Genomic DNA, 21,039 nt, shown 5'->3' with positions numbered 1-21,039 from the left:
GGGACTCCTGGAGGGGGTTATTTGATCCGGATGCGGTCGGAGGCGTCCCAGGCGCTGGTGTCCGAGAGGATCACCTGGTCCCCGGGCTTGAGGCCGTCGAGCACTTCGATGGTCGAGACCGAGCCGCGCCCGAGCCTCACTTGCACGCGCTGGGCCTCGGAGCCGTCGGGGCTGAGGCGGTAGAGGCCGAGGGTGCCGTGGGCCTGGGCCTGCACGGGCCTGCCGACGAAGACGCCGTCGGCGGCGCGGTCCAGCTCGACGATCCCCTCGACGCTAAGGTCGGGCCGGGCGCCCTTGGGCAGCGCGCCCTCGAGGCTGGCGTCCACCAGGACGGTGCCGTTGACCACGGCGGGGTCGATGCGCGCCACCCGCCCCTGCACCAGCCCGTTGCGCGTGTCCACGGAGACGGCCTGGCCGATGACGAGGTCCTTGGCCTGCGTCTCGCTGATGCGCAGCTCGGCCTTGAGGCGCGAGGGTTCGGCCACCTTGGCCAGGGTGCTGCCCGGGGCGAGGCGCTGGCCCACCTGCACGGGCAGAAGCTGCAGGACGCCCTTGAGGCCCGCGCGAACCTTGAGCGCCTCCACCTGGCTGGCCTTCAGGAGCCACAGGGCCCTGGCCTGCTCCACCTTGGCGCTGTTGGCGGCGAGCTGGGCTCCCAGGGAGGCCTCGCCGATCTTCAGGCGGTCCTGCTCGATCTGGTAGCGGGTGGTGAGCTCCTCGGCCCTGCCCCGGGCCTGCAGGAGCACCTGGCGCGCCACGAGCCCCTCCTTCTCGAGCCGCTCGTTGGCGTCCAGGTCCATGCGGGCGGAGGCGTAGCTGGCCTTCACGGTGGCCAGGGAGGAGCGCTTGTCGAGGAGAGCCTCCTGGACCCGGGCCTTGGCGCTGATCAGCTCCCCCTCGGCGGCCTTGAACTGCCACTGGGCGTCCAGGGCGGCCTGCTGCAGTTCGGGGTTGGAGAGCTCGAGGATGACGGTGTCGGCCTTCACCGGGGTCCCCGGGAACACGAGGATCTTCTCCACCCGGCTGTCGAACCCGGTGGTGATCCAGCGCACGTCCACCGGCTGGAGGGTCCCGGTGCCCCGCACCTGGAAGACCATGGGCCCGCGCTTGACGGTGTCCACGAGGATGCCCTGGCGCTCCACGGAGGGCACCGCCGGCTTCAGCCGCCCCAACCCGATGGTGAGCGCCAGGATGCCAAGGCCCGCGCCGCCCCAGGCGTAGTACTTCTTGCGGCTGGGCGGGGTGGTGATGGCGATATCCATGAACGGCTCCGGAAGGTCTGGCCCCCCCAGGAAGCCAGACCCGTGCCTGAATGCCAAGTCCCATTAAATCAATATATCGCCTTCCAGGGTTCCGCCAGGGCGCCCCGGAGCCGTCCCACTTCCGGGACGCGGCGTCCCACAATCACCGGGCCTTTCTAGGCGTAGGCGAGCCGCCGCACTTCCAGGCGCGCGGTCTTCCATTCCCAGTACGCCACCCGCACCTCCGCCCGGCACTGGATCATGGCGGCCTTCCATTCGGCCTTCCTCAGCACCCAGGCTTCGCGCTTCTGCGCCTTGCGCTCGGCCTTGCGGACCTCCCAGCCTTCCACCTGCTCCTGCATCCGGGCCAGGGCGTGATCCAGGCGGGCCCGGGCGGCCACGAGGCGGTCGGCGGCGGGGGAGCGCGCGGCAAGGCTCGCCAGGAGGGTCTTCTCCTCCATGGCCAGGCGGGCCCGGCGGATGGCGGCGTCCGGCACCCGGCGCAGGCCCCGGGCCAGGCCCACCAGGGCCAGGCTCCAGATGAGCCACTTGGTGGGGTCGAACTGGTACCACTTCACGCCGTTGCGGTAGTCCCACTGGAACATGTGGTGGTAGTTGTGGTACCCCTCGCCGTAGGTGAAGGGCGCCAGGAAGGCGTTGTCCCGGGCGGTGTTCGTGTCGGTGTAGGGCCGCGTGCCGAAGAAGTGGGCGGCGCTGTTGATGAAGAACGTGGTGTGGTGGGTCACCACGATGCGCAGGAGCACGCCGATGATGAGGTAGCCGGCGAGGTTGCCCCGCAGGAGGCCCACCCCCGCGGGGATCAGGGCGACGATTCCGCCGATGAGGAAGTGGTACTTGTGCTGCCAGCGCACGAGGGGGTCCTTCTCCAGGTCCGCCACGCCCTCGATGGGCGTGCCCTCGGCCAGCATGACCCACAGCCAGTGGGCGTACCAGAAGCCCTTGGTGCTGTTGTAGGGGTCCCGCTCCTGGTCCACGTGGCGGTGGTGGATGCGGTGGCTGCTGCACCACTGCAGGGCGGAGTTCTGGAAGCTGGCCGCGGCCAGGCACAGGAGGACGAACCGCACGGGCCAGGAGGCCTGGTAGGTGCGGTGGCTGTAGAGGCGGTGGTAGCCGGCCGTCACGCCCAGGCCGATGGCGAAGAACATGATCCCGAAGGCCACCCATTCGCCCCAGTGGGTCAGGGAGTGCCGGAACTCCAGGGGCACCAGGACCGCGGCGAGGCCGAGGGTTCCCAGGAGGAACGAGGTATTAAGAAGATCCCAATGTCGTTTATTAGGCACTTGAACTCCCGACCCCCGGCCTCGAAGGTCATCCATCATCGTTCATATGGGGCATATCTACAATATCCGGCTCATTAGTCCACGGAAAAATCGAGTTGGACGAACGACCGAGTCGGACGGGCGCCGATCAGGGGCGCCGCCAGGAGCGGCATGCTGGAGGAGGCTGGACCGCCCTGGGGCCGGCCCAGGCGGAATGGCTAGCGGGTGCTCCCGCCCGCGGGGCCGGCAGCCGGCCTGGGGTCCAGGTAGCGCGTGATCTGGTCCTTCAGGTCGGCCAGGTGGATCCTTGTCGTGCGGTCCGTCCCCTTTCCGCAAAGGCCCTGGATGGCCTTGAGTTCGGACCGGATGGCACCCCGGGTGTCGTCATTGGCGTTGAAGCGCAGGCGCACCGGGCCCAGGCCTCCCATGGCCGTGGTGGGTGCGGATGAGGTCGTGAGGCGGCTGCCGAGAATGTCCACGTAGACCCGCTGGAGGTTGCGGCGGTACCCGTCGACCCTTGCCCCGGTGGCGAGTTCGGTGAGGATTCCGCCCCGGAGGTCCGCCAGCAGCTTCTCCACCGTGTAGGCCCTGTTCCCCAGGATCGCCTCGTGTTCCTGCAGCCGGGCCGTGCGGGGGGCGCTCAGCAGATTGACCAGGACATTGCGCTGGAAGCCGAGGAGTTCCGTCTGGCCACTGCCGGGCTGAAGCGTCCGCAGGATCGCGTCCGGGAGGATCCAGGCCGGGGTCCTGAACAGGTTGGCGATGAGGAACTGCACGGCCTTTCGTTGCCGTTCCTGGGCGACAGGCGTGAACCGGGACCTGTTCCCAGGCCCGGGAACGGGAGCCGGGTCCCATCCCCCCACCAGGGGAACCACGTGGGCCAGTTCCTGGCCCCACTGCCCCAGAACGGCCTGATAGGAATGCTCCAGCTTGTCGAGGCTGCCGGGGGCGTTGGCGGAGGGCACCAGATCCAGGACACGCTTGAGGTTCTTCAGTCCAAGAGTGGTCGCCTGAACGGCATCCTGATCGCCAACGGCCTCGCTCTGGTCGCCGGGATCCGTGCCCTCCGAACGCGGATCGCTGAAGCGGAGCCAGGGGGTGGTCTTCTGGACCTCGAGCAGGGAATCCAGGAACGGTTTCTCCTCGTCCGGCGTCCGGGCCCCCGCCACCGGCGTATAGCCCCACTGCACGGCCAGCAGGTCATAGGGGCCGATCCGGGGGATCAGGTCCTGGACATCGATGCCATCCTCCGGCTGGGCCACGTAGTTGAACCGGCAGTAGTCCATGAGGGTGGAGACGTGGCCGTTGCGCCGGACCCAGTCCTTGTCCCGGATCTGGGCCAGGCTGTACTGGGAGCTGGCCTTGAAGTTGTGAGGCAGGCCCAGGGTGTGGCCCACTTCGTGGGAGACCACGTAGGCAATGAGTTCACCCATCAGGTCATCCGGCAAGGGCAGGCGCCGGGCGCGGGCGTCCAGCGGGGCGGCCTGCGTGAAGTACCAGTCCGTCACCCTCTGAATGACGTTGTGGTAGACCTCGATCTTGGATTCGAGGATCTCCCCGCTGCGCGGATCCGTGACGTGGGGCCCCCGGGCGTTGCCGATCGCCGAAGGGATCCACCGGATGCACGAATGGCGGGCGTCATCCATGGACCAGTCGGGATCATCCTTCGGGGCCTCCCGCGCCTGGATGGCATGGATGAAACCGGCGGCCTCGAAGGCAGGCTGCCAGGCCTCCACGGCGCGCTTGAGGAAGGGAACCCATTTGGCGGGCGTGGCAGGATCGATGTAGAAGATGATGGGCTTGACCGGTTCGCTCCTGGGGGCCTGCGGATCCTTCTTCTCCAGGCGCCAGCGCGAGATGAAGCGGCGCTTCAGGGCCTCCTGGTCCTCTCTGCCGAAATCCAGGACTTCATAGCCGAAGAAGCCGATGCGATCATCGGCCAGGCGCGGCATCATGGGCACCTCGGGGAGCCGGACCATGGAGTAGGTCACCTGGGCGGTGCGGGCGCGGGGTGGGCCCGCGGGGCCGCCGGCGGGCAAGGGCGAGGGGCTGGCGTTGTAGGTGAGCAGGCTTTCGACGTTGAGGTTGTCGGGGAAGGCCTTCACCTTCTCGATGAAGGAGCGGCCGGCGTCCAGGGCGCTTCCCTGCACGGCCCCCTTGACGCCGAGTTCGCTGATGTCGCCGCCGAAGTACCGGGTCACGTCGATGACCGGCGCCCCGTCCTTGGCGAAGGCCTCCACGGCAAAGGCGCTCATGATGGTCGCGGTTTCCATGGCCTGCACGCTGCGGGCCAGCCCGGTGGAGGGATCGGCCAGGGCGGCGTGGCTGCAGAGCCGCAGGAGCACCTTGTTCTCGCGTAGCTCCCACCGGACCGTCAAGTCGCCCGCGCTTTGGCCTGGGAAGCCCACGGAGGAAGGACTGCCCTTGATGCTGGCGATCAGGAGCATCTCCTTGCCCAGCTCGGTCCTGGGGATCTCCAGGAGGTACTTGCCCTTGCTGGAATGCACGCGGAAAAGGCCATCCTGGGTCCTGAACTCGGAGGTGATGACCTTGTCGTAGGCCTTCACCTCCCCTTCCGCCGCACGGGGACCGGCCTGCGCCTGGCCCAGCGGGACGGGCGGCCTGGGTTCCTGGGAATGGCCCGCGGGCCGCGGGGACTGGGCCGCGAGTCCGAAGGCCACCATGGCCGCTGCGAAGGGTTTGAGGGGCAGGCTCGACATTTGATTCTCCTGGGTTCGGCCGGTCAGGCAACGCTCCGCCCGGCCTTGATGCACGGATCAAGGGATACGCCATGGTGCGCCGGGGTTGACGTGCGCGGCTGGTCCAGTGGGGCTTCCCGGAAACCGTCCAGTTGGGAAACGTCAGCCCTGGCGCGGTTCCGGCATCGCGGCCAGCGCCTGGACCAGCCGTTCAACACCCTCCCTGAGGTCCGCTTCCGGAACCTGGGCGAAGCCCATGCGGAAGCCCGGCTCGGGGTCGCCCAGGAAGTAGTGGGAGGGTGGATTCAGGACGAGCTCCCGGTTGCGCACGCTCCGGATCCAGGCCTCAGCATCCACCCCCTCCCTGGCCTTGATCCACAGCCCCATGCCTCCGGCCGGAGGCTCCACGGACACGGCGTGCCCCAGCCGTTCCCTCAGCGCTTCCACCAGGGTGTCCCGCCGGACCCGGTAGATCTCGGTGGCGCGGCGAAGATGCCGGGTCAGATCGCCGTCCCGGATGAGGTCGCCCATGGCCCACTCCAGGGCCGGATCGCCCTGCCCCTCGCGGAACCGCTTGAGCCGCCGGATCAGGGCCACGAGGGGCGCAGGCAGGACCACGTAGCCCAGGCGCAGCCCGGGGGCCAGGAGCCGCGAAAAGGAGCCGATGTGGATCACGAGGCCGTGGGTGTCCTCGGCGAGCATGGGCCTTGGGGCGATGCCGCCGTAGACGAAAGCGCTGTCGTAGTCGTCCTCGATCACGATCGTGCGGTACCTTGCGGCCAGTTCCAGGACCCGCTCCACCCGATGCGGCGGGAGGGACGCCCCGGTGGGAAACTGCCGGCCCGGCGTGAGGTACAGTGCGCGGATGCGCCGGGCGGCCAGCTGGCGCTCAAGGTCCTCCGGATCCACGCCCTGCGAGTCCACGCGCAAGGGCACGAGGGGGTGCCTCCCGCCCTGGGCGAGGATCTCCCACGCATTCCGGTTGCCCGGATTCTCCACGGCGATGACGTCGCCCGGCTTGAGCAGGGACGTGACGATCAGGTTCAGCGCCCTGCTGCTCCCGCGCACCAGCACCACGCGGTCCGCGCTCACGCGCGTGCTCCGGCCCATGCCCAGCCATTCGGCGGTCATGTCGCGCAGGAGCGGCGTGCCCAGGGGGTCGTGGTCCCCAAGGAGCTGGGCCCCGTGGCGGCCCAGGGCCCTGCGGTAGGCCTTTGCCAGCTCCTCCGTGGGCGCCAGCGTGGCGTCGGGGGCCCCGTCGGCGAGCAGCAGCGCATCCTGGCGGATGCTGGATTCAAGCCCCAGAGCGCTGGGAACGTCGAAACCGAGCGCGGCGCCTGCCGCGGCGGGCGCGGCCTCGGGCCGGGCCTTGCCGGTCTCGGCCACGAAGGTGCCGATGCCCTGGCGGGATTCGAGCAGCCCCTCGGCTTCGAGTTTTTCGATGACGGTGACGACGGTCTGGCGATTCGCCTGGTAGGCGGAGGCCATCGCCCGGGTGCCCGGCAGGGGTGATCCGGGCGCCAGGGTGCCGTCCACGATGGCCTGGCGCAGGGTCAGGAGGATCCGTCGCCCGACCGAGGAATCCGGCGGGCCAACCAGGGCCAGGAAGACCTTCCGAGCACGCATCCTTGGGCTACCTCCGGCTGAGTCATCCGTCCATCGCGACCAACGTGAGCACCGCGGAAGACGATTTCCCCCAGGGTCCATAGTGCCCTATCGGCCCTTCAGCTCAACATCCACTTCGGCCATGCCCCGGTAGACCAGTTATACTGTTCCCCTGCTTCGGCACCATGGCGTCACCTGTGGCCCCTTCTCCGGGCCGCCTACCGTTCCGAACTTCCGCGTCGTTCCTGAGAATCTGCGCCAGGGATCAAGGTGCCCCCACCCTCCAGCGTTCCCCAGAATCCAGCGGCTCCCTCCCAGCCGGAGGGGGAGCCCGGACCTGCCCCGGCCCACTCCATTCAGGAACTCGGCTTTTCCCTCCCCGGTTCCATGGTCGGTCCGGGCAGTTCCCACCTGGAACCCGCCATGGAGTCCTGGCTGGACCCCCTGTTCCGGGAAATCCTTCCCGCGGCCAGCCTCGCCGGCCGCGGAGAGCGCTACCAGGACCTCCAGTTCCTGGGGGAGGGGGCCACGGCCAAGGTCTACAAGGCCATGGACACCCTCCTCTTGCGCTCAGTCGCCCTCAAGCTCCTGAAGAACCCCGCGGGGGCCGTCCTGGAGGAGGGCCGCGCCCAGGCCAAGATCGAGCACCCCAACGTCTGCCGGATCTACGAAGTGGGGCACGGCTACCTGATCATGGAGCTGGTCGAGGGCGCCACCCTCCACAAGGTGCAGGGCGGGCTGGACCTGGCGCAGAAGGTGGCCCTGGTGCGCGACGTGGCCCTGGGCGTCCACGCCGCCCACCAGTGCGCCCTGGTCCACCTGGACCTCAAGCCCGGCAATATCCTGGTGCGCCGGAACGAGGCGGGCGACCTGCACCCCATGATCGGGGATTTCGGAATGGTGCTGACCTCGAAGCGGCGCCAGGAGATCCGCTGTCCCCTGGGAACGCCGCCCTACTCGAGTCCGGAGCAGCTCCGCGGGGACCTGGAGCAGGTGGACCGCAGGTCGGATGTCTATTCGCTGGGCATGGTGCTGTACGTCATCCTGGGCGGCCACCCGCCCTTCGGCGCCATTCCGCCGGCCGACCTGCCCGCCGCCACCGCCGGGACTCCGCCGGTCCCGTTGCGGGAGTCGAATCCCAAGGTGCCGGTGGACCTGGCGCGGATCGTCCACAGGTGTCTGGAGAAGCGCCCGGACGCGCGCTACGCCGACGCCCAGCAGTTGGCCCAGGATCTGGACCGCTTCCTGCAGGGCCAGGCGGTGCACGCCATGGGCACCGCGCGGCTTTACCGATCGGCCAAGTGGGTGCGGCGCAACCGAAGGCTGGCGGTTGCCCTGGCCATGGGCCTGGCGGTCACCCTCGGGGTCTCCGGCCACTTCCTGCGGCTCAACTGGCAGATCCTGCAGCAGGGCAACTGGGATCACCACTTCCAGGCCCTGGTGGAGGAGGCCCGGACGCAGCTGGACCGGACCTACCGCAAACCCCCGCACGACGTGGAGCCCGAACTGGCCGCCGTGCGGAGCTTGATCCAACGGATCGAAGGGGAGATGGCCGGGGACCCGGCGGCCCAGGGTCCTGGCCACCTGGCCATCGGCCAGGTCACCCTCCTGCTTGGCAGTGGCGACAACGTGGCGTGCCAACACTTCCAGAACGCCTGGGCGCTGGGCTTCCGCACCCAGAGCGCCCGGGCCTGGCTGGCCTATGCCCTGGTCCGGCGCATCCACAGCACCCAGGGCGAGAGCAAGGCCAGCCTGCTGGACCAGGCCCGGCAGCTGGTGGCGGGACGCCGCAACACGGAGCAGGTGCGGATCAGCCATCTGCTGGATCTCGCCGACCTGGCCTCGCGCCGGAGCAAAGAGCCGGACGAGCACATCGCCGTGGCCCGGGCCTACCGCCAGCACATGCCGGACGACCTGGATGCCGTGCTGGAGGAGGCCCAGGCCCTCTTCGACAGGGCCCAGAAGGTCCACGAGAAGGCCGACGAAGACGCCGGGGAGGACGGGCGTTCCGCGCAGGAGACGATCGGGCCGCTGCTGGACGAGGCCGAGGAGGTGCTGGCCAAGGCTTACGCCGCCGCCCCCAGCCATCCGGAAATCTGCAGGAACCTGGCCGTGGTGTGGATTGCCCGGGACCGGTACCTCTCCGGCGACCTGCCCGAGCGCAGGCGACGGCAAAGGCATGTGTTCTCATGGCTGGACCGCGGCAGGGCCTGCGCGCCCCGCCATCGCGGCCTCCGGTCGAACCGCATCGGCTACCTGTGCACCAAGGGGCTGGAACTGGACCTGCTGGAGGGGACCGCGGGCCGGACCACCTGGACGCGGCTACGGGAGGAACTGGACGCTTCCATCCGGGATCCGAAAGCCTTCGATCCGGGTCCTGTCCTCGAAGGGATCGCCCAGGCCCTGGAAGCGCTTCCCCGCTATGGCCATTCCTGCCGCGGCCTGATCCAGGAAGTGCTGGGAATCCTGGCGCAGGACGCCTCGAAGGGCCTCCGGGACACCTTCGCCCAGGACCTTCCCCCGCCCTCCTTCAGCCGCGTCCTTCTTGCAAACGGGTGGAATCCGGAGTGGATCCCCTCCATGGGCCCGGCCCTGGACGTCCTGGCTTCGCGGACGCCCGGTTCCATGCGCGTCCAGCAGCACCTGGCGTTGAAGCTCGAATACCACCGCCTCCTGGGGAAGGATACGTCCCAGCTGCTGGCCCAGTACAAGGTCCTGGCGACTCCCAGGAACCAGAAGCCCAGCCCTTCGGTTCTCCTGCAGTGGGTCGAGGCCCGGTGCACGGATGCGCCGGAGGCGTGGAAGGCCCTGGCGGATGGGCTGGAAACGTCCACGGAGGGCCGGCTCGGCGACGGGAAGGGGCTCCTCCTGCCCCTGTTCGCGGAAATCAACCTTTCGGCGGCTCGCCATGCGGCCGAGATTCACGTCGATCCGGCCAGGTGCATCGACCGGGCCCGGGCGATCCTGGATGCGATCCGGGAGAGTCCCGCCAGGCCCAACCACAAGCGAAGCGAGGCGCTGGCCGAGCTCCGGCTCCTGGAAGCCATGGGCGAGACGGACAACTCCAAGGCCGAATCTGGGATTGCCGAGGGGCTGCGCCAAGGCTTCCTGGCCCTGGCCCCTGCGGATCCCGCCCGGGAACCCATTGCCCCGGCCATGGCGCGACGGCCGAATGATCTCACCGTGGACCGGGCCCGCCTCCTGGCCATCCAGGGAGAGCTGCACTTGAGACGGGCGCAGCTCGCGGCCCGGCCGGACCTCCGGGCCCGATCCGCCCGCCACGCCCTGGCGGCCTTCAGGGCCGCCCTGGCCGTCAACCCCCTGACGGCGCGCGAACTCAAGCCCCTCCAGGACAGGAGTCAGGCTCTGCTCCTGGGAGGCGCCTAGGAGGCAGCCGGTATCGGATGGGCCCGGGTCCCTGCATCACGCCCCGCGGAACATCCGCGGGGCGCCGGTCCGGCCTTCGAAGGCGAGGCCTCACTTGGCCTGCTGGTACTCCATCCGTTTCGCCTCGACGACCTGCAAATAGGGTTCATAGGCCTTGGCCTTGCCCGGATTCCTGGCCTGCAATTCCTTGAGGTGGGCCGAGTACGCCTTCAGGGTCTCCAGTGCATCCGCTTTCCGGCCCGTCTTGAACTGGACCTCGGCCAGGTGGAGCGATTCGGAATCCTGCCGGGAGGCCGCCTTGACCAGCTCCACGGCGCGGGCGTACCAGACGTCCGGAATGCCCTTCTGGGCCACGAGGGTATCCGCCAGGTAGGCGTCCGTTTCGCCATGGCGCTCCATCTCCCTGTAGACCTTCTCGGCCCGCGCCGGGTCCAGGTGCAGGAGAGGCAGGAGCTGCATGTACCGCTTCGCGGAGCCGGCGACCGGGTCGTCCGCGGGCAAGGCCTCGGCCATGGCCAGGGCCCCCGCGTAATCCGCGGCCTTGAATCGGCCGGTGAACTCGCCCTGGACCTTCTTCAGGGCCTCCAGCTTCCCGTCGAAGGCCCTGGCGTCGAAGGCGCCCCGGAGCACGGCGGGAAGGACCCCTTCCAGGTAGGCCGGGTGGCCGATCCAGGCGATGCGGCCCTTGCCGTCCACCACGAAGGTGCAGGGAATGCTCGAACGGCCAGCGGCCCGGGCCCAGGTGCGCTCGATGAGCTTGTCCGCCGTGTCCTGGCCGACGTTGTAGTCCATCTGGTCGCCCATTCCGGCCACGAATCCATCCAGGCGCTCAGCCAAGACCTTCAGGTCCTTGTCCGGTTCCATGATGGAGATGCCGAGGAACGTGACCTTGCCCTTGTATTCCCGGGCCAGCTTCGAAAGATGGGGCATCACGAGGCGGCAGGGGTGGCACCAGGTGGCCCAGAACTCCACCACGTAGGCCTGGCCGGGCTTGAAACCTTCCCCGGGGGCGCCCTTGATCCACCGGACGCCGCCGAGGGCGGGTGCGGGATCGCCGGTCCTGAGCTGGCTTGCGGGTTTTGGGGCCGCCTGGACCGAAGGGGCGGCCATGGACGCCAGCATCAGGCCGGCTCCAAGGAGAATCATCTTCGCTTTCATTTACCAGCTCCCGGAGCGGCCAGGGGGCCCCCCTCGTAGGTCCTGAGCGCCTCTTCGGCCTTCCGGATGTAATTGGCGAGGGCCGCGGCCTTCCCGGGTTCCTTGGCCGATTTATCCTTGAGGTAGGCCAGGAACGCCTTGATGGATTCCACCGCTTCGGCTTTCAGGCCGGCCTTGAACTGGACCTCGGCCAGGTTGTAGAGATCCTGCTTCCGCTTCGCGGCCTGCTTGACCAGTCCGGCGGCACGGACGCGCCAGATGTTCGGAATTCCCTCCTGGGCCATGAGGATGCCTGCGAGAAGCTCGTTCGCATGCCCAGCGCGCTCCATTTCGGCGTAGACCCTCTCGGCCCCTTCCTGGTCCAGATGCACCAGGGCGATGAGGCGCATGACCGACCGGGAGGACGCAAAGGCGGGTTCCCCTTCCGGAAGCCCCTCCGCCGCCTTCAGTGCCGCCTTGTAGTCCTCCTGCTTGATGGCCGTGCCAAAGGTTCCCTGCGTCTTTTCCAGCACCGCGAGCTTGTCCTCGAACTGCCTGGCGTCGAAGTCGCCCTTGAGCACGGCGGGCAGGACCACGTCCAGGTGCATGGGGTGCCCCAGCCAGGCGATGTGCCCCTGGCCGTCCACCACGAAGGTGGCGGGGATTCCCGGGAGCTTGGCCGCCCGGAACCACGTGCGGGCGACGAGGGTGTCCTCGGTGTCCTGGGAGACGCTGTAGTCCATCTGGTCGCCCATTTCCGCCACGAACGCGTCCACCCGGGCGCTGGTCGCCTTGAAATCCTTGCCGTCCTCCAGGACGTCCACGCCGAGGAAGGTGGCCTTGCCCTTGTAGGCTCGAGCCAGCTGGGAGAGGTGGGGCATCATGAGCCTGCAGGGCCCGCACCAGGTGGCCCAGCACTCCACGACGTAGACCTGGCCGGGCTTGAAACCATCCACCCGGGTGCCCTTGATCCAGCGGACGCCGCCCAGGGGGGGGGCGGGATCGCCGACGCGGAGGGTCTTGGCGGCCTCCTCCTTCCCGGCGGGGGAAGGAGGCGCCCCGGCGCGCGCCGGGGCGAAGACCATGGAAGCCAGCATCAGGCCCGCTCCCATGAAGATACTGCGACGTGTCATTTCTGGACTCCTGTACCGGATGGACGGGCCGCCGTGAGTACCGGGTTCTTCGCGGCGATGGGTATTGAGGCGTGCCGGGAGGTCACTTCTCCCGCCGGCACGTTTCGATCAGGGCTTCGGTCTTCCGGATGTAGAGGCCGTAGGCCTCCGCCCGGGCGGGGTCCTTGGCCTGCCTCGCCTTGACGAAGGCCAGGAACTGCTTCAGGTTCTCCACCGCCTCGGCCTTCTGGCCGGCCTTGGCCTGGACCTCCGCCAGGTGGTAGAGATCGGATGGCCGTTTCGCAGCCTCCTTGACCAGGCCGGCGGCACGGACGTACCAGTGATTCGGGATCCCCTCCTGGGACACCAGCGCGTTGGCCAGGATTTCGTTCGCCAGGCCCATCCGCTCCAGGGCGGCGTAGGCCTTTTCGGCCCGTTCCTGGTCCAGGTGCACCAGGGCCATGAGCTGCATGTGCGCCTTGGATCCCGCCACGGCGGGATCGCCATCGGGCAGGCCATCCGCCAGCGCCAGCGCCGCCTTGTGGTCCCCTTTCTGGTAGGCCTTGGTGTACTCCACCTGCACCTTCTTCAGGGCCTCCAGCCTGTCGTCAAAGGACCGGGCCTGGAAGGTGCCCTTGAGGATGCCCGGAAGGACCACGTCCAGGTGCGAGGGGTGGCCGATCCAGGCGATGCGCCCCTTGCCGTCCACCACGAAGGTGGCGGGGATGCCATTACGGTTCGCGGCGCGGTACCAGGTCCGGGTGACGAGCTCGTCCTCCGTGTCCCGGCAGACGTTGTAGTCCATCTGGTCGCCCATCTCCGCCACGAACGCGTCCACGCTCGCGTTCGTCGCCTTGGGGTCCTTGCCTTGCTCCAGGACATCGACGCCGATGACGGTGACCCGTCCAGCGTATTCCCGGGCCAGGCGGGAGAGCCGGGGCATCATGAGCCTGCAGGGCCCGCACCAGGTGGCCCAGAATTCCACCACGTAGACCTGGCCGGCCTTGAACCCCTCCACCGGCGTACCCTTGATCCATCGGACCCCGCCGAGGGCGGGGGCGGGATCGCCCACGCCGAGCTTCCCGGCGGGCACTGGGGCCTGGGCGGCCGCCGGCGGTTCCACGGCGGGAGCCGGCGCGGCGACCATGAAGGCCAGCCAAAGACCGGGTCCCAGGAATCTGCTGAAAATCGTCATGTCATGGGTCCTTTTCCGGAGGAATCGATCGGGAGGCTTGTCAAACGGACCTGGCGGCCTTCGGGAACCCGGGGTCGCCTCACGGGGGGCCAATGGCAGGCAGAACCCGCCGTGCCTCCTCGGTCACGTGAAAGGTGCAATGGAACGATGGGGGCCCTGAGCTACTTGTCCCGCTTGATTTCCAGATCGTACGAGGTGTTGCAGGGGCCGGTGATCCGCAGGATCAGGGTGTAGGGCTCGCTGGAGAGGTTGCGGATCTGCAGGCCGCGGGCCCGGAAGCCGGCTGGGATCTTGTTCACCTTGAGGACCTCGTCGACCATGGGTCCGGTCTGGACGCTCTGGGCCAGACTCAGTTGGATGAGGTCCAGGTGAAGCTTCTGCCGGGCCGCGAGCCGCTCGCCCGGGGCCAGGAGGAACGACAGGACACGCATGCCGGGGTGGTAGGTGTCGTCGGTCGCCTGGGTTCCCATCTTGATGGCCGTATCCTCGGGCAGGGTCTTTTCCGTGATCTGGGTGATCCCTGGGGGCACCGGCAGGATATCCCGAGCCCCGGCCTTCACGAGGGCCTGGGTGAAATCGGCGGGCGCCGGCGCGGGCTGCTGGGCGAGAGCGAGGAGGACGGCGGGAAGGAGCATGGCACCTCCTGGAGGTTGGAAAGGGGGGAATGACCCGGGTCTTCCGGTCCCATGATAAGGGCGGAAGGATCGGAAGCCCGGCCCAAGGTCTAGAAGGTGTAGCGCGCACCCACCTGGATCCACGAGGGGGTGACCGGATAGGTCTCCCCATACCTGCCGCCGACGACCGGCGTGGTGGAGGGGAACTTCGCCAGGGGGCGCTGGGTCAGCTCCGTCTGCTGGAATACGGCTTCCGCGGACAGGTGCCGGTTCACCTCCAGGGAGAAGCCGACCCGCAGGCCCCCTCGGTAGCCCTTGGCTTCTTCCGGACGGACCATGAAGCAATCAAGGGGTTTGGCGTACGAGGAGGAGGTGGGGTGGACGATCCAGGTCTCCGAGCCGGAGTTGGTCGCCGACCAGCGGTTCAGGCTTGCGCCCAGGAGCCAGGAGAGCTTGGGCACCCAGGTGTCGAAGTAGATGTCGCCGGTGAGCTGGTAGTTGCGCAGGGACGTCTTGGCCGTCTTCCCCATCGACCCCGGGAACGTGTTGGCGTTGAGCGCGATCCGGGCCCCGCGGACGCCGTCCTTGCCCCAGGGGGTCGGGAGCATCACGCCCACGCCCAGGCCGCCGCCGAGCCGCTGGTGCGTCACCTTGGTGAGGGAGGAGAGGGCGAAGGTGGCGTGCCCCTCCACGTCGAACGTCAGGGCCTTTTCCGGGGCCTGGGCGAGGAGGCCCACCGAGGCGGCCAGCATGGAGGTCAGGATCTTGGATTTGGACATCATGGGCTCCATGGGCTAGAAACGGACGCCGACAGTGACATTGGTGACGGGCCGGGTGGTTCCCCCATTGAGGGGATTGTTGCCCCAGCCCGCCCCGGCCACGCCGTTGTAGGTGAAATTGCCGATGAGACGGCCGTTGGGGGCATTGGCGCCGGTCATGGTCGGGGCGGAGTAGCCATAGGTGGCGGTGATGACGTGGTGGAACAGATCGGTCACGCCGGCGGTGCCGATGAGCATCGCCCTGCCCAGGCCAAGGGGGACGTTCCAGGAAATGGAGAAGTCGAAGCTGTAGGAGTCCAGCCCCGTCTTCCACTGGCCCGGCTTGGCCCAGTAGACGGGAAGGGTGCTGTAGCCGGACGCGCTCGTGACCGGGTAGTTCTGGGGGTTATGGGCGGAGTCCACCGGGTTCAGGAGGGTGGAGGCCGAGAGGCCGTAGAGGGTGTAGTAGCCGCTCAGGGAGCTGGGATTGAGGGCCAGGTAGTTGGCGGCCAGGGTGTAGGTGATGCTGCCCTTGCCCAGGGGCTGCATGTAGGCCAGGAGGCTGGTGATGCGATGGTTCTTCTGGGTCAGGCCGTCGCCGAGGTAGACATCGGCGGGCAGCGGGTTGTAGGTGGGGTTATTCTTGACGGAGGCGTAGTTGAGCCGCGCGGCCTCGTCGTACTTGTATTCGTAGAAGTAGGTCCAGCCCAGGTCCCAGCTCAGGCGGCTGGTCAGCTTGTGCTTGATGCTGAGTTCCAGATCCCGGTAGATGCGCGGCTTGTGGGTGCTGCCGTACTTGGTGACCTGCAGCCACTGGGGCCTGCCGCCGCCGCTGCCGCTGGGGTCGGTGGCCAGGGCAAGGTAGTCCCAGGTGTAGTCCGTCCAGCTCATGAGTTCCTGGCGGTAGCGCTTGTCCACCACACCGATGCGGACACTGGTGGCGTCCGAGAGGTTGCGCGTGTAGTTGAACTCCCACGTGTCGGCGTAGGGGGCGCGCAGGTCCTCTAGCCTCGTCTGCACCGACCTGTTCACGAAGTTGAAGGGCGTGGTGGCGTAGTTGGCCGGGTTCACGAGGTCGGCGTAGGAGACATAGCGCACGCCGTAGTTTCCGCCATCCGTGCCCGAGCCCAGGCCGCTGAGCGAGGGCTGCCCGTTGATGCCCGCCCAGCCCCGGAGGGTGTAGGCATTGGCGGGGTTGACGGCCAGGGCGTAGCTGACGACGCTGCTGTAGCCCTGGGTGTTCCGGGTGAAGGAAAGGGAGAACAGGTGCTTGCCGTTCCCCTTGGGATCCCAGCGGATCATGACCCGGGGATCCAGGGCGACGGTGGTCGCCAGGCTCTTGCCCCCTTCATTGACCACCTGGTAGCGGCTCCAGCGCATGCCCAGGTTCACGTTCAGCCGTTCGTTGACGACCCACTGGTCGTTGAGCCAGAAGGCCAGGCTTTTGGTCTTCTGCTCCGTGGCGCCTGCCCAGGCCTCCATCAGCACCGGGGCGGGTCCGAGGACGGAAAGCTGGTTGTTGACGCCAATGCCCTCGAAGTTCACCGTCGGATACTTGATGTCCGTGCCGTTCGTGTATGAGCCGCCGGCGAAGACCACTTTGTTCTGCGGTCCGAACTGCGCCCCGGCGTTGTAGCCCATCAGGTAGTCCTCACCGCCCAGGTCGATCTCATGCTGGCCCCCGAGATCCAGGTAGTACTTGAGATTGGCATTGATGGTGCGGGTGCGGTGCTTCTCCTTGACGGGGGAGACGGGGGAGCACTGCTGGATCAGGTAGTTGTTCCCGCTGCCCGTGATGAAGCTGCTGCTGGCGTAGCCGAGCGGATCCAGGTAGGCGGCGTTCGGGTAGTACTGATAGGTCGAAGACAGCGGCGTATTGGCCTCGAGGGCCGACAGGACCGGGATCTGGGCCCCGTTGACGGACTTGTTGTCGGCGCCGACCACGACCTTGGCCTGGCTGAAAGACGCCTCGAGGAGGAGGTTGGGCGTGAGCGTGCCGAGGTAGGTCAAGGACTGGCTGTCATTCGTGGTGGTGTAGTTGCCGATGAGGCGCTCGTCCTCGGTGCCCTGGTCGTAATTGGTTACGGAGGTGAAGGAGTTGGTGAGGGCCCGTTTGCGATAACTGAACTTCAGGTCCAGGGTCTGGTCGGCGGTGAGGGAGGCCGTGATCCGGCCATCCCACTGCTGGTCCTGGTTGACCGAAGGCAGGAACTGGCCCACCGTGTCGGGGCTGACCGCATAGCCCCCGCCGGGACCGTTCTTCAGGACCGCGTCGGTGCCGGTCAGCCTGGTCTTCATGGGGACCATCTGCCCTGGGTAGTTCACCGTGTTCATGGCGGCGGTGGGGGCGAGCTGGTCGATGTCGGGGGTGCGGATTCCGGCCAGGAAGAAGGAGACCCGGTCCTTGATGATGGGGCCTGAGAGGGTCCAGCTCCACTGGGCCTGGGTCATCTTGTCGCCGCTGCTGGAGGCGCTGGCGGAGGCGCCGGAATTCTGGGAGAGCCAGTACCCCCGGGCGTAGGTGGCCCGGAGGGAGCCAGAGAACTCGTTGCCCCCGCGCTTGGTGACGGCCGTGTACTGGCTGCCCAGGCTGTTGCCGTTGCGCGCGTTGACGTTGTTCTGGATCAGCTGGACGTCCTGGATGGAATCCAGGATCGGGTTGACCATGGAGACGGAGAAGATGGTATTCCTCGACGCCACGTCGTCGCGGACGTCCACGCCGTCCACCTTATAGGTCATGCCCGCCTTGGGGTCCGCCCCGCGGACCCAGCCGGTGCTGTTCACCCCGGGCGCATAGGCCATGATATCGGTGTAGGTCTTCATCGTAGGCAGGGCCAACAGCTGCTCGCCCTGGAAGTTCGTGGAAGTCTTCACCTCGGTCTTGGCCTCCAGCACCGTGGCGGCGTCGATGACTTCGACCGTCACCCCGGAAACCTGCAGAGGCTTCAGGACGAACTGCACGGCCTCCGTCTTGCCGACGCCGAGGTAGAGGGCGGTACCGCTCGCGTAGTACCCCTCGGCGCTGACCGTGAGCTTGTAGTCGCCCGGGGGCAGCAGCCCCAGGCGCCATTCGCCCCTGGCGCTGGTGCGCATCTCCCGGGGAAGGCTGAGGGCGGGCGAATTGACCCGCACCCGGGCATTCTCGATGGGCTTGCCCTTGGGATCCGTGATCCGGCCCGAGAATCCGCCGGTGACGTTCTGGGAATACAGGGCCCCGCCCGCCGCGAGCGCGAGACCCAGGCGTGTCAGTTTCTTGATCGCATCGGTATACATGTCCATTCCGGCTCCAGCGGTTCTAGAAGTGATAGACGTAGGCGATTTCGAAGTGGGGCACGTAGCGCTTCCGGGTCACGAAGGTGTCCAGCGGGAAGTCGTTCTGCTCCGATACGTTGTATACGTTGACGTTGGAAGAGTTCTTGAACGTCTTGTAGCCCCCGCCGGCGGTGCCGGCATAGTGGACGTAGTTCTTGGTCTGGTAGTTGAGGACGACGAGGTTGAACTCCAGGGCGCCGTTGTGCCCGATCTCGGTCTTGACGCCGGCGTAGGGGCTGAGGCCCTTGTAGCTCCCCTTCAGGTTGCCGTTGTAGAGATCGCGCCAGTCCCACCGGGCGGGGTTCGAGGCCACGTAGTTGCCCGTGGTGTCGCCGAAGTACTGCTGGTTCCACTGGGTGCCGCCGATCTGGAGGCCGGCCTGCCACGTCCATCCCCCCAGAAAGGGCCGGGAAAGGGAGAGGCGGAGCAGAAGGCCATTGAGATCGTTGCGGCGGGCATCGCCCGAGAATCCCCGGGAGATGGGCGCCTTGCCGTTGGTGGGATTTGCCGGCAGGGGCGCGACGAACCCGTCGCCGGTCTTGTAGAGCCAGCCCACCTCCGCGCCGACCCGCCCCAGCCCGGTCTGCAGGCCGAAATCCACTCCGATGATCTGGTAGTCGTAGTGGAGCTGGTCCCTGTTCTGCGGGGTATAGGCGTAGTGCAGCTTGAGGTCGGCGGAGAACCCGGATTCCTCGGCTGCGGGGGCTGGAACGCCCTGGGCCGCCAACGGCCCTCCCAGACTGGCGGCCAGCGCCATCACGATGCCATAGGCCTGAAGATTTTTCATGGAGCGGTCCCTTAAAAAAAAGTAGAGGGGGTCACGGCAGGAAAGGCGGCAATCATGCACACCTGCCTGCCTGCGAAGGAGATCCAGGAAAAGGTCACTGAGGTGAAGAAGGTCTTTGCTCTTCCATGGATCTTGACATTCCCGCCCCGGAAGCGGCTCCGCCAGTTCCCGAATGAAACATTCGACCAGTGATGCATCGACCGGGCGGATGCTGAGGATCCCACAATTCGATGGACCGGCCCAGGCTTGCCGCCAGGGTTGCATGGCGACTGCCGCCTAGAATTCACGAACCCGGTCTAGTCCGCCAGGCTGACCCGGTTCCGGCCGTTGGCCTTGCTGATGTAGAGCCCCTCGTCCGCCCTGGAGATGAACCAGGCGGGGCTCGACTCGGCGCTCACCTGGGCCACGGCGTAGCCCACGCTGATCGTCACCACCTCGGCCACGGAGGAGTCGGCGTGGGGGATGCGCAGGGACTCCACCGCCTTGCGGAACATCTGGGCGGAGAACGCGGCCTGTTCGGGGGTCGAGCCCGAGATGATCACGGCGAACTCCTCCCCTCCATACCGGGCCGGGAGGTCGTCGGCGCGCCGGAACACCTCGCGCATGACCTTCGCCACGGCCTTGAGGCATTCGTCCCCGGCCATGTGCCCATAGTGGTCGTTGTATTTCTTGAAGAAGTCCACGTCCCCCAGGAGGAGCGCGACCCAGCCCCCGGTGCGCCGGGCGCGGCGGACCTCGCTCTCCAGGACCGCGTCGAAGCGCCTGCGGTTGGCGAGCCCCGTGAGGCCGTCCTGCATGGCCATCTCCTGGAGCCGCGCGTTGGCGTCCTCCAGCTCCGCGGTGCGCTCCTCCACGCGCCGCTCCAGTTCCTGGTTGGCCCTGCGCAGCGCCTCGGCCTGCTCCAGGTTCCTGGCGTAGAGGCGGGCGTTGGTGATGGTGAGGGCGGCCCGGTCCGCCAGGCTCTGGAGGGTGGCCTCGTCCTCCATGGAGTAGGCCCGCGAGGAGCCCCCCTTGGCCAGGGTGATGGTGCCGATGGTGCTGCCCTCGGTGCGCATGGGCGCCACCAGGAGGCTGTGGACGCGGAAGTGGTCGAGGTACGGGTGGTAGGCGGGGGGCAGGTGCTCGCGGATGCCCTCGGGCGTGGCGCGCTCCAGGCGCAGGCTCTGGCCCGTTCCAGCCACCTGGCCCGCCCCCAGCAGCGCGCCGGGGCCCAGCACCCCCGTGGCCGTGGGGGCCAGGTTGCGCAGAAGGGGGAGGTAGGCGTCCCCGCCGATGTAGGGCTGGCTGACCACTTCCGTGTGCAGGAGGCCGTCCTCCCCCACCAGGTCGAGGATGCACAGGTCTCCCACGGAGGAGGACATGTGCTGGGCGATGAGCTTGAGGGCGGTCCCGTAGTCCGGGCCCACGCCGGCCAGGGCGAGGGACACCGCGTTCTGGGCCTCGGCCCGCTTGAGCCGGGCGGTGGCCTCCATCTCCAGGCGCTTGCGGGCGGTGATGTTGCCGGCGGTCACCAGGAGGCGGTCCACGCCGCCGATGTTCGTGCGGCGCATGTTCAGCTCGAGCCACACCAGCTGCCCGGAGGGATGCGGGCAGAGCCAGTCGAAGGTCTGGGGCTCGCCTTCGATGGCCTTCATGGCCCAGTCGATGGCCACCTCCCGGGTGTAGGGCCAGATGCCCAGGCCGGTGTCGGCCAGCTCCATGCCCAGCAGCCGCTGCTGGCTGAGCCCCAGGAACTCGCCGAAGCGGCGGTTCACGTCCAGGGTGGCGCCGCTTTCCAGGTCCTGGATGAGGATCCCGTCGTTCACGGAATCATAGATGGCCTGGAAGCGCTGCTCGCTCAGGTAGAGCTCGTTGGGCTCGGGGGACGGCCCGGTCATCCCGCATCCTGGGGAACGTCGTTCGCCACCGTCCG

At 67.9% G+C, this 21,039-nt stretch carries 13 protein-coding genes; 1 reads left to right on the top strand and 12 read right to left on the bottom strand.

Annotated features, from left to right (window positions below):
- Positions 1 to 17: 17 nt before the first annotated feature.
- From RAH40_RS18870 to RAH40_RS18855, 4 genes are all read right to left on the bottom strand, one after another.
- Complete coding sequence (locus RAH40_RS18870; RefSeq protein WP_306599156.1) at positions 18 to 1,262, bottom strand: efflux RND transporter periplasmic adaptor subunit; 1,245 nt, start codon at positions 1,260 to 1,262, stop codon at positions 18 to 20.
- Positions 1,263 to 1,417: 155 nt separating this feature from the next.
- The gene (locus RAH40_RS18865) at positions 1,418 to 2,542 is read right to left on the bottom strand and encodes a fatty acid desaturase (RefSeq protein ID WP_306599155.1); all 1,125 of its coding nucleotides are present in this window, start codon (positions 2,540 to 2,542) and stop codon (positions 1,418 to 1,420) included.
- A 197-nt stretch (positions 2,543 to 2,739) separates the two neighbouring features.
- Positions 2,740 to 5,241, bottom strand: a complete 2,502-nt coding sequence (locus RAH40_RS18860) for a zinc-dependent metalloprotease (protein ID WP_306599154.1) — start codon at positions 5,239 to 5,241, stop codon at positions 2,740 to 2,742.
- A gap of 141 nt (positions 5,242 to 5,382) precedes the next feature.
- Positions 5,383 to 6,846 carry a PLP-dependent aminotransferase family protein gene (locus tag RAH40_RS18855; protein WP_306599153.1) on the bottom strand — a complete coding sequence of 488 codons (1,464 nt, stop codon included), beginning with the start codon at positions 6,844 to 6,846 and terminating at the stop codon, positions 5,383 to 5,385.
- Positions 6,847 to 7,248: 402 nt separating this feature from the next.
- On the opposite strand from RAH40_RS18855, the gene RAH40_RS18850 reads away from it, so the two are divergent.
- A complete protein-coding gene (locus RAH40_RS18850) occupies positions 7,249 to 10,212 on the top strand; it encodes a serine/threonine-protein kinase (RefSeq protein WP_306599152.1) in 2,964 nt (987 codons plus the stop codon).
- A gap of 90 nt (positions 10,213 to 10,302) precedes the next feature.
- Here RAH40_RS18850 and RAH40_RS18845 read toward each other — a convergent pair whose 3' ends face one another.
- The 8 genes from RAH40_RS18845 to RAH40_RS18810 form a co-directional block, all read right to left on the bottom strand.
- The gene (locus RAH40_RS18845; protein ID WP_306599150.1) at positions 10,303 to 11,358 is read right to left on the bottom strand and encodes a TlpA disulfide reductase family protein; all 1,056 of its coding nucleotides are present in this window, start codon (positions 11,356 to 11,358) and stop codon (positions 10,303 to 10,305) included.
- A gap of 8 nt (positions 11,359 to 11,366) precedes the next feature.
- Positions 11,367 to 12,482: a TlpA disulfide reductase family protein gene (locus RAH40_RS18840; RefSeq protein WP_306599149.1), complete on the bottom strand. Its 1,116-nt coding sequence runs from the start codon at positions 12,480 to 12,482 to the stop codon at positions 11,367 to 11,369.
- 82 nt (positions 12,483 to 12,564) lie between these two features.
- Positions 12,565 to 13,656 (bottom strand): TlpA disulfide reductase family protein, encoded by a 1,092-nt coding sequence (locus tag RAH40_RS18835; RefSeq protein WP_306599148.1) that lies wholly within the window; start codon positions 13,654 to 13,656, stop codon positions 12,565 to 12,567.
- Positions 13,657 to 13,817: 161 nt separating this feature from the next.
- Positions 13,818 to 14,291, bottom strand: coding sequence for a hypothetical protein (locus RAH40_RS18830; protein WP_306599146.1), 474 nt, complete (start codon positions 14,289 to 14,291; stop codon positions 13,818 to 13,820).
- 89 nt (positions 14,292 to 14,380) lie between these two features.
- Positions 14,381 to 15,049, bottom strand: coding sequence for a hypothetical protein (locus RAH40_RS18825; protein WP_306599145.1), 669 nt, complete (start codon positions 15,047 to 15,049; stop codon positions 14,381 to 14,383).
- Between the two features lie 15 nt (positions 15,050 to 15,064).
- Positions 15,065 to 18,307, bottom strand: coding sequence for a carboxypeptidase-like regulatory domain-containing protein (locus RAH40_RS18820; RefSeq protein ID WP_306599144.1), 3,243 nt, complete (start codon positions 18,305 to 18,307; stop codon positions 15,065 to 15,067).
- Positions 18,308 to 18,323: 16 nt separating this feature from the next.
- Positions 18,324 to 19,127, bottom strand: a complete 804-nt coding sequence (locus RAH40_RS18815) for a hypothetical protein (RefSeq protein ID WP_306599142.1) — start codon at positions 19,125 to 19,127, stop codon at positions 18,324 to 18,326.
- Between the two features lie 296 nt (positions 19,128 to 19,423).
- On the bottom strand, positions 19,424 to 21,004 hold the full coding sequence (locus RAH40_RS18810) for a diguanylate cyclase (RefSeq protein ID WP_306599141.1): 1,581 nt from the start codon (positions 21,002 to 21,004) through the stop codon (positions 19,424 to 19,426).
- Positions 21,005 to 21,039 lie beyond the last annotated feature (35 nt).

The organism is Geothrix sp. 21YS21S-2 (assembly GCF_030846775.1).
In the GTDB taxonomy this organism is placed as follows: Bacteria; Acidobacteriota; Holophagae; order Holophagales; family Holophagaceae; genus Mesoterricola.
Note: the sequence above shows the minus strand (reverse complement) of the source record. Positions and strands in the feature narration are given on the sequence as shown.